Origin of the sequence: Nostoc sp. NMS8 (genome assembly GCF_017115045.1) — a bacterium.
Lineage (GTDB): Bacteria > Cyanobacteriota > Cyanobacteriia > Cyanobacteriales > Nostocaceae > Nostoc.
In genome coordinates, this window is sequence record NZ_JABXKK010000116.1 from 1 (window position 1) to 13933 (window position 13933).

General features: G+C 41.4%; 20 protein-coding genes. 11 read left to right on the forward strand and 9 right to left on the reverse strand.

What is annotated here, in order from left to right:
• Window positions 1–888: 888 nt before the first annotated feature.
• Window positions 889–1332, reverse strand: a complete 444-nt coding sequence (locus tag HWQ39_RS31010) for a DUF29 domain-containing protein (protein ID WP_292853796.1) — start codon at window positions 1330–1332, stop codon at window positions 889–891.
• 98 nt (window positions 1333–1430) lie between these two features.
• On the opposite strand from HWQ39_RS31010, the gene HWQ39_RS31015 reads away from it, so the two are divergent.
• The 8 genes from HWQ39_RS31015 (at window position 1431) to HWQ39_RS31050 (ending at window position 7522) form a co-directional block, all read left to right on the forward strand.
• Entirely contained in the window at window positions 1431–1655 is a 225-nt protein-coding gene (locus HWQ39_RS31015) for a type II toxin-antitoxin system Phd/YefM family antitoxin (protein ID WP_292853797.1), read from the forward strand.
• A complete protein-coding gene (locus HWQ39_RS31020; protein WP_292853798.1) occupies window positions 1652–2038 on the forward strand; it encodes a type II toxin-antitoxin system VapC family toxin in 387 nt (128 codons plus the stop codon). Before HWQ39_RS31015 ends, HWQ39_RS31020 begins: the two co-directional genes overlap by 4 nt.
• 252 nt (window positions 2039–2290) lie before the next feature.
• Window positions 2291–3472, forward strand: a complete 1182-nt coding sequence (locus HWQ39_RS31025) for a DUF58 domain-containing protein (protein ID WP_292853799.1) — start codon at window positions 2291–2293, stop codon at window positions 3470–3472.
• Between the two features lie 475 nt (window positions 3473–3947).
• Window positions 3948–4313, forward strand: a complete 366-nt coding sequence (locus HWQ39_RS31030; protein ID WP_292854015.1) for a ferredoxin thioredoxin reductase catalytic beta subunit — start codon at window positions 3948–3950, stop codon at window positions 4311–4313.
• The gene (locus HWQ39_RS31035) at window positions 4310–4702 is read left to right on the forward strand and encodes a DUF309 domain-containing protein (RefSeq protein WP_292853800.1); all 393 of its coding nucleotides are present in this window, start codon (window positions 4310–4312) and stop codon (window positions 4700–4702) included. The genes HWQ39_RS31030 and HWQ39_RS31035 overlap by 4 nt, the downstream gene beginning before the upstream one ends.
• Window positions 4703–4936: 234 nt before the next feature.
• Window positions 4937–5434 carry an LptA/OstA family protein gene (locus tag HWQ39_RS31040; protein WP_292853801.1) on the forward strand — a complete coding sequence of 166 codons (498 nt, stop codon included), beginning with the start codon at window positions 4937–4939 and terminating at the stop codon, window positions 5432–5434.
• A gap of 30 nt (window positions 5435–5464) precedes the next feature.
• The gene (gene lptB / locus HWQ39_RS31045) at window positions 5465–6193 is read left to right on the forward strand and encodes an LPS export ABC transporter ATP-binding protein (RefSeq protein WP_292853802.1); all 729 of its coding nucleotides are present in this window, start codon (window positions 5465–5467) and stop codon (window positions 6191–6193) included.
• A gap of 213 nt (window positions 6194–6406) precedes the next feature.
• Window positions 6407–7522, forward strand: coding sequence for an LptF/LptG family permease (locus HWQ39_RS31050; protein WP_292854016.1), 1116 nt, complete (start codon window positions 6407–6409; stop codon window positions 7520–7522).
• A 149-nt stretch (window positions 7523–7671) separates the two neighbouring features.
• Here the strand turns inward: HWQ39_RS31050 and HWQ39_RS31055 are convergent, their stop codons facing one another.
• Together HWQ39_RS31055 and HWQ39_RS31060 are read right to left on the reverse strand one after the other, a co-directional pair.
• Window positions 7672–8292, reverse strand: coding sequence for a CP12 domain-containing protein (locus HWQ39_RS31055; protein WP_292854017.1), 621 nt, complete (start codon window positions 8290–8292; stop codon window positions 7672–7674).
• Window positions 8293–8981: 689 nt separating this feature from the next.
• Window positions 8982–9356: a hypothetical protein gene (locus HWQ39_RS31060; protein WP_292853803.1), complete on the reverse strand. Its 375-nt coding sequence runs from the start codon at window positions 9354–9356 to the stop codon at window positions 8982–8984.
• A 224-nt stretch (window positions 9357–9580) separates the two neighbouring features.
• On the opposite strand from HWQ39_RS31060, the gene HWQ39_RS31065 reads away from it, so the two are divergent.
• Complete coding sequence (locus HWQ39_RS31065) at window positions 9581–10111, forward strand: orange carotenoid protein N-terminal domain-containing protein (RefSeq protein ID WP_292853804.1); 531 nt, start codon at window positions 9581–9583, stop codon at window positions 10109–10111.
• 59 nt (window positions 10112–10170) lie between these two features.
• Here the strand turns inward: HWQ39_RS31065 and HWQ39_RS31070 are convergent, their stop codons facing one another.
• The 4 genes from HWQ39_RS31070 to HWQ39_RS31085 all read right to left on the reverse strand — a co-directional run bounded on the left by HWQ39_RS31070 (window position 10171) and on the right by HWQ39_RS31085 (window position 12413).
• Window positions 10171–10935 (reverse strand): ABC transporter ATP-binding protein, encoded by a 765-nt coding sequence (locus HWQ39_RS31070; RefSeq protein ID WP_292853805.1) that lies wholly within the window; start codon window positions 10933–10935, stop codon window positions 10171–10173.
• 239 nt (window positions 10936–11174) lie between these two features.
• Window positions 11175–11510 carry a type II toxin-antitoxin system HicB family antitoxin gene (locus HWQ39_RS31075; RefSeq protein WP_292854018.1) on the reverse strand — a complete coding sequence of 112 codons (336 nt, stop codon included), beginning with the start codon at window positions 11508–11510 and terminating at the stop codon, window positions 11175–11177.
• A complete protein-coding gene (locus tag HWQ39_RS31080; RefSeq protein WP_292853806.1) occupies window positions 11510–11770 on the reverse strand; it encodes a type II toxin-antitoxin system HicA family toxin in 261 nt (86 codons plus the stop codon). The genes HWQ39_RS31075 and HWQ39_RS31080 overlap by 1 nt, the downstream gene beginning before the upstream one ends.
• Before the next feature lie 229 nt (window positions 11771–11999).
• The gene (locus HWQ39_RS31085; RefSeq protein WP_292853807.1) at window positions 12000–12413 is read right to left on the reverse strand and encodes a hypothetical protein; all 414 of its coding nucleotides are present in this window, start codon (window positions 12411–12413) and stop codon (window positions 12000–12002) included.
• Window positions 12414–12564: 151 nt separating this feature from the next.
• On the opposite strand from HWQ39_RS31085, the gene HWQ39_RS31090 reads away from it, so the two are divergent.
• On the forward strand, window positions 12565–13026 hold the full coding sequence (locus HWQ39_RS31090; RefSeq protein ID WP_292853808.1) for a methyl-accepting chemotaxis protein: 462 nt from the start codon (window positions 12565–12567) through the stop codon (window positions 13024–13026).
• Window positions 13027–13094: 68 nt separating this feature from the next.
• On the opposite strand, the gene HWQ39_RS31095 is transcribed toward HWQ39_RS31090, so the two are convergent.
• Together HWQ39_RS31095 and HWQ39_RS31100 are read right to left on the reverse strand one after the other, a co-directional pair.
• On the reverse strand, window positions 13095–13391 hold the full coding sequence (locus HWQ39_RS31095; protein ID WP_292853809.1) for a type II toxin-antitoxin system RelE/ParE family toxin: 297 nt from the start codon (window positions 13389–13391) through the stop codon (window positions 13095–13097).
• Window positions 13388–13612: an addiction module protein gene (locus HWQ39_RS31100; RefSeq protein WP_292853810.1), complete on the reverse strand. Its 225-nt coding sequence runs from the start codon at window positions 13610–13612 to the stop codon at window positions 13388–13390. Before HWQ39_RS31100 ends, HWQ39_RS31095 begins: the two co-directional genes overlap by 4 nt.
• Before the next feature lie 58 nt (window positions 13613–13670).
• Here HWQ39_RS31100 and HWQ39_RS31105 point away from each other — a divergent pair, with 58 nt between their 5' ends.
• Window positions 13671–13868: a hypothetical protein gene (locus HWQ39_RS31105; RefSeq protein WP_292853811.1), complete on the forward strand. Its 198-nt coding sequence runs from the start codon at window positions 13671–13673 to the stop codon at window positions 13866–13868.
• Window positions 13869–13933 lie beyond the last annotated feature (65 nt).

The following is a 13933-nucleotide window of genomic DNA, read 5'->3' on the forward strand; positions in this document are numbered from 1 at the left end:
ACGACCCTTATTTATGAATTCACTATTTTGTTATTCTGTCAATGCGTAAGTCCTATATTTTATGAATTTTGACAATATAACCACAAGTTATAATACTTAAAACTGAGAATATATAAAATGATAAAAATGGTATTGTAATTTTAAATAACTTATTTTTTAATTCAAGCATAATTGATATCCTAAATACAATTATTAAAATGTAAGTAAAAACGGTTAAATAACCGTATAAAATATGGTTTCAATTATTGATATCGACTTATATATACATATATAAGTGCTATCCGTAAACAGCTTATTCTTTTAAGTTAAGCAACTATTACCGACTTGTTAACCTTTCTTAACGGTCACAATGGCAACAATGATGTCTGCTTACTCGATTATAAAAATAATGTATAGTATAAAATACTAATATTTTGTAAATTTTGTATGTTGATTAAGTTAGTAAAACATAAAGAAGACGAATATATACTTAGATAAGTTGGTTAAAAAGCGATTACCACGGCACGAACAAGCATCTAATAAGTTTTAGTAATTAATGGAACTGAAGAGTCTAAGCTTGTCTTTAGCAAAACCGAGAATACTGTGAATTTAGGCTGGTGTTTGGTTAAAAAAGAAACAAAAAAATTATCAAATCCATCACCAATTGGTTATAAATCCGTGCTTGTGCCCCTGCATACGGCGGTTGAGTTACTAGTAGCTAGCAGGCATCATTCTTACAGAAAGCGATCGCCATTGCCGTGCATTTTGTCAAATTTTTGAGTCAAAATGAAGAGGACTGAAAAAGGATTATTCTCATGACTATTCGTGAAACTGCGTAGGCGTAGCCCGTCGTAGACATCGCTTTTGGTGCTGCTTTCATTTCACAAAAATAAGATAAGACTGGTATCTTTAAGGTAAATAATTGTCATCTAATAATTGAATAAGAGTGTAAGGACACTTTTCTAGAAAAATAGTTAAATCGGTTTTAATTTTCACAAGATCAACCGCACTTTGATAAATATCCTCTAAATCATCCTGTAACTTGTTTATTAAATTCGTCGTTAAATGATTATTTAAGTCATATCTAAAGGTTTTAATTTCTCCAATCCAATGACGATGGTTTCTTTCATATTCCACCTGCCAGTATTGGAGTAATAATATATGAATAATAATTTGCCTTGAAAGACCTTTGGCTTTAGCTAAATCTCTTTTACCCAAACTGATTAATTCCTCAATTAAGTTTTCTAAATCAAGTTGGTTAAACTGCTTTTGCTTTAATAATTTAATAGTTTCTTCTAGCCATAAATTTTCATCGGTTTCATAGAGTTGTTTTAAGTTGGTAGTAATTGTCATATTTTTACCTTCTACCTATATTCGATAATTTAATCATATACAATTATAAATTTATAGATGCAAACCACCAAAATCCAGAGAACTGCTAAAGACTATCAATGCACCAAGTTAATTTGAAAGAAGCTGAGACTCGCCTAGCAGAATTAATTGAAGAGGCGGCTGGTGGAGAAGAAGTCATCATCACGCGTAATGATGGGACATCTTTCAAGATTGTGCCACTTAATGTAGAGTTACGCCCCAAGTTTGGTAGTGCTAGGGGTTTAGTAAAAATGTCAGATGATTTTGATGAGCCGTTGGCAGATTTTGAGGAATACGCTCAATGAGGCTCCTGCTCGACACCCATACGTTTTTATGGTTTATTGAGGGCAGTTTCAATCTCAGTGAGACAGCAAAAAACCTGATTGAAGATCAGGAAAATCAAAGATTTTTGAGCATTGGGAGTCTTTGGGAAATTTCTATCAAGGTCAGTATCGACAAGCTAAAACTGGAAATGACTTTTTCTGAGTTGGTCAAACAACAAGTTTATGGTAACGCTATTGAATTGCTCGAAATACGACCAGAACATTTAGATGAGTTAGCAAAGCTGCCTTTTTACCATAAAGATCCATTTGATCGGCTCATAATTTCTCAAAGTTTGGTGGAGAGCATACCTATAATTACTAAAGACAGCGTGTTTGAAAGTTATCCTGTACAGATATTGTGGTGAATTGTACCGCATTTACACAGAAAGTTATTGGCAAAAGTCGAGGTCGGAAAGCGATGCTTACGGCAGCAATGCTCAAGACTAGTTAAGGCTTGTGCCTATACTAAAAAGGAAAGACTAGAAGAATCTTAATCTCAAAATGCTATTAATCGAGAGACATTTGTAAGCCAAATTATAGAGTGGTTTCGATAAGAACATCAGGCACAACCCGTGAGACACTGTGAATTTAGGGTGGTGTTGGGTTAAAAAAGAAACATGAAAATCATCAAAACCATCACCAATTGGTTAGAAACTCGCGCCAGTGCCCCTGCTTATGGCGGTTGGGTACTAGCAGCAACGGCTATTTGTTTTTTTGGCGCAGGTATCAATACGATGGCTGGTTGGCTATACGCCATTAGCGGCATCAGTTTTGCCCTTTTGGGTGTAGCAGCCATCTTACCGCCGCGATCGCTCACAGGTCTATCCATCACCCGCCGTCCCATTAAACCTGTGTCAGCAGGTGACGATCTAACGGTGGAATTAGAAATCTGCAATCAAACACAGCAGCCTATCAGCTTATTGCAAGTTGAAGATATACTGCCCTTCGTCTTAGGGAAACCAGTACAAAAGGCAATCGAAACAATTCCTAGCCAAGGCAGTTACCGTTGGGTATATTACCACCCGACTCAGCGCCGGGGTGTTTATCGCTGGCACACAGTAGAACTCGGTTCTGGTGCGCCTTTGGGGTTATTTTGGTGTCGCCGTCAGCGTGATTGTGCTGCCACAGCGATCGTTTATCCTACAGTGTTACCTCTGGCTACCTGCCCCCTAGTAGATGAAATGGGGCAAGAAGAGAGCAAAAGGGGCGATCCTCGTGGTAGACCATTGCAGACAGCGACAACAGGGCTAGTGCGATCGCTCCGTCCTTATCGCATCGGAGATCCCACCCGTCTGATTCACTGGCGAACTAGTGCCCGCTACGGGGAATTAAGGGTGCGAGAGTTAGAAATGGTAACAGGTGGACAAGAAATAGTTATTGCCCTCGATAGTACTAGCAATTGGGAAGAAGAAAACTTTGAACAAGCAGTAATTGCCGCAGCATCACTGTATTTTTATGCACAGCAACAACAATTAGAGGTGCAGTTATGGACAGCATCAACAAGTTTAATTAAAGGCGATCGCTTTGTTTTAGAAACCTTGGCAGCAACCGCAGCCTTAGAAGATGCCAGTTCAGTAGTTCCTAAAAGCTATCCCTTGATTTGGCTGACTCAAAACCCCCTGAGCCTTGCTAAACTTCCTCAAGGTAGTCGCTGGGTTTTGTGGCCAAATATTTCTGCACCAGCTGAACAAGAGGTAATTAATTGGGAGCATCCTGGTATAGTTTTGCAAAGCGATGTCTCCGACGGGCTACGCCTACGCCCACTGCAAGCCCAACTACAAAAAACATTACGGTCATAAACTGCAAGGGCATTGGGCGAATGGCACTAAGAAAAGGGAAAATCGTTGAGGCAGCAGGGGTGCAGAGGAGCAGGGGAGAAAGAAGAAGTTTTAGGTATTTGCGTTCGGATATTTAGAAATTCCCCTCTGCACCCTTGCCCCCCTGCCCCTCTGCAATCTTTACGCTGCATACTCTTCAGCTTAACTTAGTGCCATTCGGCATTGGGCATTGAAAAGAGGCAGAGGGGCAGGGTGCAGGGGGCGCAGGGGAAGATTCTTCTCCCCTGCTCCCTGCTCCCTGCCCTTACGCGTCCCCAATCCCCACGCAAGTTAAACTTTTATGATTTCCTAGATTTTGTCTAATCCCAGCAACCAGACATATCAGGCTTTGAGCGTAGGTAAGACAATTGGAGCAAGCAAGGTTGGGGAAATACACCCAGTAATCCTCTAGTGAGGCTGAGGTACAATGCAAAGAAATATTTAAATTATGAACGACATGATCGCATCAGAACATAACACAAAATCCAGCGATAAAAGCCTAGAGGCAATGCGGCATTTTTCCGAGCAATACGCCAAGCGTACTGGAACATACTTCTGTTCTGAACCTTCTGTCACCGCAGTCGTGATTGAAGGACTAGCCAAACATAAAGACGATCTGGGTGCGCCTTTATGTCCTTGTCGCCATTATGAAGATAAAGAAGCTGAGATTCACGCCACATATTGGAACTGTCCTTGTGTGCCAATGAGAGAACGCAAAGAGTGCCATTGCATGTTATTCCTCACCTCTGACAACGAGTTTGCTGGAGACAAACAAGAAATTTCTCTGGAAACAATCAAAGAAGTACGAGACAGCATGGGATGAGCGAAATCATCCCCCAAGAGTTTTGGCAAGGCGTAGAACAGTTCAATTCTGGAGAGTTCTACGCTTGTCATGACACTTTAGAGGCTTTGTGGATTGAAGCTGGCGAACCAGAAAAAAGCTTTTATCAAGGCATTCTCCAAATTGCTGTGGCACTGTATCATTTGGAAAATCGGAACTGGCGAGGTGCTGTAATTCTATTGGGAGAAGGCAGCAATCGCCTACGCCGTTACCCATCTAGTTACGGCGGCGTTGACGTAGATGAGCTATTGAGTCAGAGCGCAGCGTTGTTGACGAATTTACAACAAATAGGGCCAGATAAAATTGCTGCTGGCGATCTGGGCGAAAATCAAATCTTATCTTTGCCTAGAATTGTGCTAAGTACTGATTAGACATCTGGTGAAATTAATTATGCCTTGTCCGAAATTCCTAGTAGGCATAATTCATGAATTGTGCCTACGTCATTTTCACTCAGATGTCAATTAGCTGAAACCTTGAGGTTGAGGGTAGCGTCACTATTTCAGCCAGTAGTTATCGTAAATCACTCCAGATTGTATATTTCATAATCTGGATAAAGTACTTGAGATAATTAGAATGCAAGCTGAAATCCTAAATCCCTAATTCTTATGATGCTCTGCTATCAATTGCCCATGTCACAGTTCCGTCGCTTTGGATTAGCTTTAATGCTGCCAGCTGCACTCTTAGGCGCTTTTGCCTTCCCTACCCAAGTACAAACCGCTACTGCACAAACATCTCAGGCAAATCGCCCCCTGACTATCCGCGCTGATGTGCAAGAATATGATGCTAAAAATCAAGTAATCACCGCTCGCGGTAATGTGCAAATGTTGTATCCGGCTCGCCAAATTCAGGCAACATCTGCCCAAGCACAGTATTTTAGTAAAGAACGCCGAATTGATTTCAGTGGTAACGTCTATATTTTGCAACAGGGCGGTAACAGTATCCGAGCAGAGAAAGTAACCTATTTAATCGATGAAGGGCGATTTGTGGCTTTACCCCAATCCAACCGTCAGGTAGAGTCCATCTACATGATCGAGGAATCAAATAATAGCGGACAAACTGCGACACCTGCCCCACAAACACCACCTTTGAAGCCTTCTAATTAGCATTTACCACCAAGAAAGGGTGCTTCCAGCGTGAAAATTGTTTTAGAGAATATTCACAAATCTTACGGCAAACGAGTAATTGTGAATCGTGTCAATCTTTCTGTTGCTCAGGGCGAAATCGTTGGTTTACTAGGCCCCAATGGGGCTGGTAAAACGACGACCTTTTACATTGCCACAGGTTTAGAAAAACCCAATCAAGGAAAAGTTTGGCTGGGTAGTTTAGACGTGACGGGAATGCCAATGGACAAAAGGGCACGATTGGGTATTGGTTATCTAGCACAAGAAGCAAGTGTTTTTCGCCAACTCTCGGTAGAGGATAATATTCTGTTAGTGCTAGAGCAAACTAATGTGCCACGATGGGAGTGGTCAAGGCGACTCAAAACTTTACTGGAGGAGTTTCGGTTGGAAAAATTGGCTAAGAGTAAAGGAATTCAACTTTCTGGTGGTCAGCGACGACGGACGGAATTAGCAAGGTCTTTAGCTGCTGGACGAGAAGGGCCAAAATTTTTACTTTTGGATGAACCATTTGCGGGAGTTGATCCGATCGCAGTTTCAGAAATTCAGCAAATTGTCGCACAACTGCGCGATCGCGGTATGGGAATCTTAATTACAGATCATAATGTCCGCGAAACCCTTGCCATCACCGATCGCGCCTACATCATGCGTGAGGGACAAATCCTCGCTTTCGGTACTGCTGACGAACTCTATAGCAACCCCCTTGTGCGGCAATATTATTTAGGAGATAATTTTCAAGCCTAAATTAACAATTATTAATTAATAAAGGATATTTTTATTGTTCATTCTTAAGCATAAATTTCTTAGTTAATTCTCAATCATTGAGAATTTTATTTTGATATTAAACATATACTTTGCTTCACAAGAATTGCCAATATTTTACTTTTCAAGTTGCTTATGATATCAAAGAAACTCTCGTCTTTTAACAGTCCCTATTCGCTGCTGCCTTTTACGATCATGGATCGCTACCTTGCTAGCGAATTGTTAGCGCCGTTTTTCTTTGGTGTCGGAGCTTTTTCATCACTTGGTGTCACCATTGATGCTGTATTTGATCTCATCAGAAAAATCGTAGAATCTGGGCTACCCATAGACATCGCTATTCAAGTTTTTTTGTTAAAATTTCCCAACTTTATCGTCTTAGCCTTTCCCATGTCTACGCTGCTGGCTACTTTGATGACCTACAGTCGTCTTTCTAGCGAGAGTGAACTAATTGCCCTGCGTGGTTGTGGCGTAAGTGTCTATCGTCTGGTGCTAACTGCTGTGATGTTAAGTCTTGTGGTTACAGGATTGACATTTGTGTTTAACGAACAAATTGCACCAGCAGCAAATTATCAAGCGGCGATGACTCTGGATAAAGCCCTGAAATCAGACAAGCCAATTTTGAAACAGCAAAATATTTTCTATCCTGAATATCAGGATGTTGCCCAGCCGGATGGTTCTAAGAATCGGATATTAACACGCTTGTTTTACGCCGACCAATTTGATGGTAAGCGTATGACAGGTTTGACGATTATAGATCGCTCAACGAAAGGTCTAAATCAAATTCTGGTATCAGAATCCGCCCAGTGGAATCCTTCTCAAAATGTTTGGGATTTTTATAACGGTACGATCTATTTTGTCGCGGCCGATCGCTCTTATCGCAACATCGTTAGATTTGAACACCAACAACTGCAACTACCGCGCACCCCATTAAGTCTGGCAGAAAAAAGTCGAGACTATGGTGAGATGAATATTTCTGAAGCACTACAGCAACTAGAAGTGGAAAATCTTGGTGGCGATCGCCAAAAAATTCGTAAACTTGAAGTGCGGATTCAACAAAAAATCTCCTTGCCCTTTGTATGCGTAGTTTTTGGCTTAGTCGGCGCAGCAATGGGAAGCATACCCCAACGGACTGGCAGAGGTACCAGCTTTGGGATTAGTGTCATAGTAATATTTTCGTATTACTTAATTTTCTTTATTAGTGGTGCGATCGCACAAGCAGGTGTTCTCTCTCCCTTTATGGGGGCTTGGTTCCCCAACTTTCTTTTTTTGGGAATAGGCCTATTCTTATTGATGCGAGTTGCTAGACGGTAAATTGAGATAGCAAGAAGTAGGGGGCAGAGGTGCAGAAGAGGAGCAGGGAAGCTCTTAGCTGGAAGCAAGAGAGAATTTTCCCCTCCGCCCCCTGCACCCCGCCCCTCTGCCTCTTTTCAATGCCCAATGCCCCTTTTATCTTCATTCAATTATGGGTGATAATTTCGACATTCCGGTGCATGTGGGTTTTCCTTGCAGTATTCTTCAAAAGAGACTTTGGCTGATACCATACCCTCAGCTTTTTGATGAGCTGCTTCTGCCTGGAGTTCTTCTACCTCATCCCACGCCGCCGCACAGGATTTAGAATAAGCACCTTGTTCGGTGCAAATAGCACGAGCCTGCTCAATTGCTTTTTGAATTCTCTCCTCCAGCAGTGGCGCTTTTGGTGCTTCCACAAAGTCGCTTTTGGTCAAAATGTCGGTAATTGAGATGATGCCCAACAGCTTACCTTGAATCACAGGTGCGCGATGAATCCCAGTATTAGCAAATAACCGCGCTACATATTCCACACCCAAATCAGGATTGACAACAATGCAGGGTTTGCTCATAATTTCATAAACCCGCACTTGCTTTGGATCTTTACCGTAGGCTGTTACCTTATAGACAATATCCGTTGCTGTGACAATGCCATAAGCGTCATTCTCATGGCGACAATCCACAACCAGCGCTCGTAATCCTTTGTCCTTCATCAGCCCCACCGCTTCAGCAACAGTTGCCGAACCGCGAATAGTAACTACCTCTTTGGTCATGATATCTTCAGCTTTCATCATTGCTGTAGTCTCCTGGTTAATAGTCCGGTGCAGCACAACGCCCTTATGGACGTATCGAAGCATTGCAGCGCACAGTTGGCTAAATATTAAAGTAAAAAAAGTTGAACTTTTGCCCAGCTACAACAATAAATTAGACTAGTTATCAACTCCTGATGTTATCCAATGTGACCAATGCCCCAAAACTAAGCATAAATTGCGATAAAATTCTGCTAATCAACAAATGATGAGTGGAAATTGACCAGTCAGGGACTTCCAGAAAATAAACTATTCCATCAATAATAATGATAATCATTTAAATGGGGATGAAAAGTCTGCCGTCGGCAGCCCTTCATCCCCATTTTGTAGTAATTTGAATAATGACTATGTAAAAAAGATAGTTCTAATATAACGTGAGTTCGATGAACCTCTCCCTCCCAACCTCCCTCTCCGAAACGGAAAGGGAGGAGCAACGAAAATTAAGCTTTTTGCTCCCCTCTCCGTGTCGGAGAGGGGCTGGGGGAGAGGTCAAATAAGACTTGTCGAACTCACGTTAATATAGGTTTGCTATACAGGCTAGAGAAAAATCTATCCAACCCAGAAGTTTTTTTACAAGAATAGTGAAATGGGCAATGTCTACCAATACCGAAAACTCCAATTTCAATATTTGTGACATTGCCCAACCCAACGAAATAGCAAGATATCAGGAAAACCTAATTTTTCCGTTCACCCTTTTCTAAGGCTTTTTTTACTAAATCATCACTAACACTAGTTACACCCTCAGTATTAGAATTACCAACTTCCTTTGCTAACTCTAGATAATCATCAGGATTACCTGTTGACTGCGCTTCAACTTTTGTCTCTTGTGGCTTAGAGGTTGTATATTTAGGTGCTGTGGCTGCTTCGGCTGCTGCTTCACCTTCACCTGTGCGATCTACTTCGCTGACACTGAATTGTTGTGCAGCTGCATAATCAGCGTCAAAATCTACCGTTGGTGCTTTTTCGTTACCACTAGCGATGCTTTCAGCAGCTAATTGTGAATCATGAGTGGGAGATTCATTTAAATTGGGCTTTACTTCATCAGGCATAATTAAAACCTTAAGGTAAATTTTTTATTGCTTACTTAAGTGATAATAGCAGAGCAGTGCGCTGCTTTCTTGCTTCCTTCAGAGAGACTTTTACCTCTATTAAAAGGTAGATTAAATCTGTAAATATTTACTAATTTAACTCTTTCTATCGATAGTAGAATTTAATTCTCGAATTCTGGTAACACTTAGTCTGGCTTATTAAATTCTGTTGGAGACAAATAATAATGACTGCAAGTTACGACAAAACAATTTCTCAAGCTCAGAGCAATGAAACTCAAAAATTGGTGGATGGGTTTAACGCCTTAGATACCGATGCCAAATTAGCTTGGTTCTATTTTGTTTATGAAAAAATGGGTGATTCGATCACGCCAGCGGCTCCTGCTGCGGCTGAACCAGAGTTAGCACCACTTCTGCTAGGAGATTATTTTGAATTATCCGATGAGCAGCAACTAGACATTATGCGGGATATTGTTAACCGCAAAGACACAGAATATTCTCGTGCTTATGGGGCAATCAAAGAAAATAACCAGTTGTTAGTTTGGTATGCTTGGGCGGTAGCTATGGGGGATACGGTGGTTGGGATACCAGCTAGCTACCAGTCAAGTAAGGCAATTAACGATCTGGTTTCTCAAATTGAAGAACTAGATTTTGAAGAACAAATGTCAGTGTTTCGGACAATAGCTGGTGAGTTTGGTTACACCGATGTCAAGCCGATCGCAACGCAAGCCGAAACTGGGAAAACGTCAAGTTTGTAATCGGTTTTGGCATAGGTGTGGCTACACAAACTAAGTCCGTGTATGCGGACTTGAAGAACCTATGAGACGGCTAACTGACTCAAGTCGGCTGGGGTAAGGTTGGAGTGTACTACTTGGCCATCACGGAACCAAACGATGCGCTGGGTTTGACGGGCAACTTCTGGTTCATGTGTCACCATCACGACAGTGATTCCACTGGCATTGAGTTCGCCAAAAATATCTAAGACTTCTTGGGTTGTACGCGAATCAAGTGCGCCTGTTGGTTCATCGGCCAGGAGTACTACGGGAAGATTGACGATCGCCCGGGCGATCGCTACTCTTTGTTGTTGTCCACCAGATAATTGAGTTGGTTTATTGTTGAGGCGATTTGCTAAACCGACTCGTGTCAATGCAACTGTTGCGCGATCGCTTCTTTCTTTTGGATCGACACTAGCATACACCATCGGCAGCATCACGTTTTCTAATGCTGTTAGTTGAGGCAATAAATGGAATTGTTGGAACACAAACCCCAGCTTTTTATTACGGATGTGTGCCAAAGATTTATCATCCATTTGCGCCACATCGATATTATCTAAGTAATAATGTCCGCCGGTGGGTCTATCTAGACAGCCGATAATATTCATGGCTGTGGACTTACCTGAACCAGAAGGCCCCATAATTGAACAATATTCACCTTCGTGGATAGTCAAATTCACATCGTTGAGGGCTTTGACTTCGGTCTCACCACTGCCATAGATTTTAAAGATATTCTCCAAACGAATAATTGTTGATTTTGGGACGGGATTGGGAATTGAAGAATCGGTAATTGAAATAGTGTTTGTCATAAGAATTTAGTTATTCAGTTGGTAGATATGCAATTGTAGCAACGTGCCATCAGCATTACGCTCAAATCTAATTAATTCATTTATCTGACATAACTGGAAGAATTGCTCATCTGTTATTTGAAGAACAAGAGCAAAGTTGATACTTAACGCATCCATAGAAAAATTTCAACTTGAATATTCCCATAAAAATGCCAAAAGCGAATGCACTTTAGCGAAAAACATATTTAGAATGATTGACTCTAAGTATTGATTACTTTATCCGCAGCACCAGTTAATATTTCATCCATCCAAGCATTTATGCTCTTCCCAGCCTTTTTAGCAGCAATAAATATTTTACGGTGGTGTTCTGGAGTTGTGCGGAATGGAAGTTTACCAGAGAATGGTTTATCAGGCTCCTCTCCTAGTTCTTCAGAGAAAGCAAGATAATCATCAACAGAAATTTTAAATTCTTGACGCGCTTCCTCTACAGTTTTTGCCTTAAAGGTAATCACGTCATTAATATCTAGGACTTGGCCAAAAAGTATTCCCGCCTCTACATCTACCTCTATACTAGCTGTGTATCCTTTATAAGTCATCATATTTCAATTCCTGCCTTAATTAAAAATTCTCTAACAGATTTGACTGCTCCTTTATCTGTCTCATTTTGAGGATGCGGTTCGTGAAAAACAGCTTTCACATCATTTGATTTCACACAAACCCGTGAATTTCTACCTTGAGTAATATCAGCACCTAAAGCTATGAATAAACTTTCAATATCTTTCCAAAGAATATTAGATGGTACAGGATTTGTAAAAATTAACTCTAAAATCTGACGTTGTTTGTTATTGAGATCCATTTAATCAATACAATTACAGCCATATTACAGTTAAGTTGAGTATAACCATCAATTCCACGATATCATATTATGATATCGTGGAAAATATAGAAGCGTAGGTGTAGCCCATCGTAGACATCGCCTATTGTGGAAGAGTGAGTGCGTTAGCGTAGCTCACCGTAGGTATTACCTTGCAGAAAACCTCAAAAATAAGACGTAGATGCGTAGCAGGTTGTTGTTAGACATTTCTCTAGCCACCTTTGCCGTTAGTTGTAGCTTGAGTCGGTTGAGTGACGGGAACCGTTACAACTGTAGGAACTTGTGAAATAGATTTTTTACTCGTACTCCGCTTTCGGCTAGAACCACCTGCTTTTGAATACTCCATACTGTTTCTACCGTAGATAGTTGCAACTGCACTAAACATCCTCTCAGATAGTTCCGAGAGTTCTTTGTCCATCTGATTCATCGTCTTACGAGATTCCTCAAGATTAGATAGAAGGGTATTATGGGCTTCTAATGTGGCACGGGTATTATCAATAAAGCGGGTATAAGCTTCAATTGTTAATCCATGCCCTAAATCCAGGTTCTCATTAATGGATTTAAGCAGTGCAAGACGGCGTTGAGCTTTGTCTACAGGAGCAGAACCGCGAGTTCTTAGAGACATGGGAGATATTTCTTGAATAGTTCTATCTCAACATAGCGGAATGCCTTTCTACGTGAGATGAGTAGTTTTGTGGATTTAATTAAGAGTTAATATTGAGAGTTTCTCTGTATTTTTACTAATCCATTCACCTGTATTTGTCTGTTGTTTTAGGATGAACGCAATCATTTATGTAACAGCGATCGCCGAAATAGCAAATGCTGTCGCCGAAATAGCAAATGCTGTCGCCGAAATAGCAAATGCTGTCACCGAAATAGCAAATGCTGTCACTGAAATAGCAAATGCTGTCGGCGAAATAGCAAATGTTGTCGGCGAAATAGCAAATGTTGTCGGCGAAATAGCAAATGCTGTCGCCGAAATAGCAAATGCTGTCACCGAAATAGCAAATGCGATCACCGAAATAGCAAATGTTGTCGCCGAAATAGCAAATGTTGTCGCCAAAATAGCAAATGCTGTCGCCGAAATAGCAAATGTTGTCGCCGAAATAGCAAATGCTGTCGCCGGAATAGCAAATGCGATCGCCGAAATAGCAAATGTTGTCGCCGAAATAGCAAATGCGATCGCCTGTTATGGAAGAGTGAATGCGTTAGCGTCGCTTACCGTAGGTATTGCCTGACAGAAAACCTCAAAAATAAAGCGTATCGCATAGCGGCTTGTCGCTAGACATCGCCCGTAATTATAGTGTTAGGTTCGCGTCTGCCACGATTTTGGATCTCTGCGACCATGAAAAATTGCCGTTACTATTAATCGACTCGACACAATCCGATAGTACACAGCATAGGGAAATCGCCGCACTACTGCTCGTCGAATATCACCGTAGACAATTACATAGGATTCTGGCATCTGAGAAATTCGATTCACTGTTTCGTCTACACAGTCTAAAAACTCGTCACCCAGACCGGGTTTCTGACTCTCGTACCAACTGTGTGCATCATTGAGTTCTTCTCGAACCTCTGGGCGAAACACCAGGACATAATTCATTGCTGTCCCTTAATTGATGCTTTGATTTCCTCCCAAGTCAGCACATTATCTGGATTTGAATCGTAGTCAGCAGTTCGACGATCAAGCTCTCGCTTTTGTGCATCGGTTAAATCAGGATAAACTTGCTCTGCTGCGATGCTATCCCAAATTGCCTGCACAATACGGATTCTATCTTCAACACTGAGAGTTGCAATTTCGTTCAAAGTAGCTGTGATATCCATACTGATTAACTTGGAGTGAGGAAGCAACTGGTACACCTTAAATATAGCGGACAAGATTTTGTCCATCAAATCAAACGCTGCATCTGCTTTGATGCCAAATAGTACGATGTCTACGACGGGCTACGCCTACGCTTTGCAGAAAACCTCAAAAATTAAGCGATCGCTGTTGTGTAAGAGTGAGTGCGATGCCGAAGGCTGGCTACGCCTACGCATTATTAGCTGCTTGAATTGTCTCACCTGTAAGTCGCAGACGTGATTATTCTAGTTGTAGCTTGTGGTGATCGCAGTGAAACCCAACGAATAAACTATGATCAAGAAGCA

Excerpts from the sequence above, each read along its gene's own strand:
- HWQ39_RS31010 (WP_292853796.1), bottom strand. The coding sequence starts at position 1,332 with ATGACAATTACTACCAACTTAAAACAACTCTATGAAACCGATGAAAAT.
- HWQ39_RS31015 (WP_292853797.1), top strand. The coding sequence starts at position 1,431 with ATGCACCAAGTTAATTTGAAAGAAGCTGAGACTCGCCTAGCAGAATTA.
- HWQ39_RS31020 (WP_292853798.1), top strand. The coding sequence starts at position 1,652 with ATGAGGCTCCTGCTCGACACCCATACGTTTTTATGGTTTATTGAGGGC.
- HWQ39_RS31025 (WP_292853799.1), top strand. The coding sequence starts at position 2,291 with ATGAAAATCATCAAAACCATCACCAATTGGTTAGAAACTCGCGCCAGT.
- HWQ39_RS31030 (WP_292854015.1), top strand. The coding sequence starts at position 3,948 with ATGATCGCATCAGAACATAACACAAAATCCAGCGATAAAAGCCTAGAG.
- HWQ39_RS31035 (WP_292853800.1), top strand. The coding sequence starts at position 4,310 with ATGAGCGAAATCATCCCCCAAGAGTTTTGGCAAGGCGTAGAACAGTTC.
- HWQ39_RS31040 (WP_292853801.1), top strand. The coding sequence starts at position 4,937 with ATGATGCTCTGCTATCAATTGCCCATGTCACAGTTCCGTCGCTTTGGA.
- HWQ39_RS31050 (WP_292854016.1), top strand. The coding sequence starts at position 6,407 with ATGGATCGCTACCTTGCTAGCGAATTGTTAGCGCCGTTTTTCTTTGGT.
- HWQ39_RS31055 (WP_292854017.1), bottom strand. The coding sequence starts at position 8,292 with ATGATGAAAGCTGAAGATATCATGACCAAAGAGGTAGTTACTATTCGC.
- HWQ39_RS31060 (WP_292853803.1), bottom strand. The coding sequence starts at position 9,356 with ATGCCTGATGAAGTAAAGCCCAATTTAAATGAATCTCCCACTCATGAT.
- HWQ39_RS31065 (WP_292853804.1), top strand. The coding sequence starts at position 9,581 with ATGACTGCAAGTTACGACAAAACAATTTCTCAAGCTCAGAGCAATGAA.
- HWQ39_RS31070 (WP_292853805.1), bottom strand. The coding sequence starts at position 10,935 with ATGACAAACACTATTTCAATTACCGATTCTTCAATTCCCAATCCCGTC.
- HWQ39_RS31075 (WP_292854018.1), bottom strand. The coding sequence starts at position 11,510 with ATGACTTATAAAGGATACACAGCTAGTATAGAGGTAGATGTAGAGGCG.
- HWQ39_RS31080 (WP_292853806.1), bottom strand. The coding sequence starts at position 11,770 with ATGGATCTCAATAACAAACAACGTCAGATTTTAGAGTTAATTTTTACA.
- HWQ39_RS31085 (WP_292853807.1), bottom strand. The coding sequence starts at position 12,413 with ATGTCTCTAAGAACTCGCGGTTCTGCTCCTGTAGACAAAGCTCAACGC.
- HWQ39_RS31090 (WP_292853808.1), top strand. The coding sequence starts at position 12,565 with ATGAACGCAATCATTTATGTAACAGCGATCGCCGAAATAGCAAATGCT.
- HWQ39_RS31095 (WP_292853809.1), bottom strand. The coding sequence starts at position 13,391 with ATGAATTATGTCCTGGTGTTTCGCCCAGAGGTTCGAGAAGAACTCAAT.
- HWQ39_RS31100 (WP_292853810.1), bottom strand. The coding sequence starts at position 13,612 with ATGGATATCACAGCTACTTTGAACGAAATTGCAACTCTCAGTGTTGAA.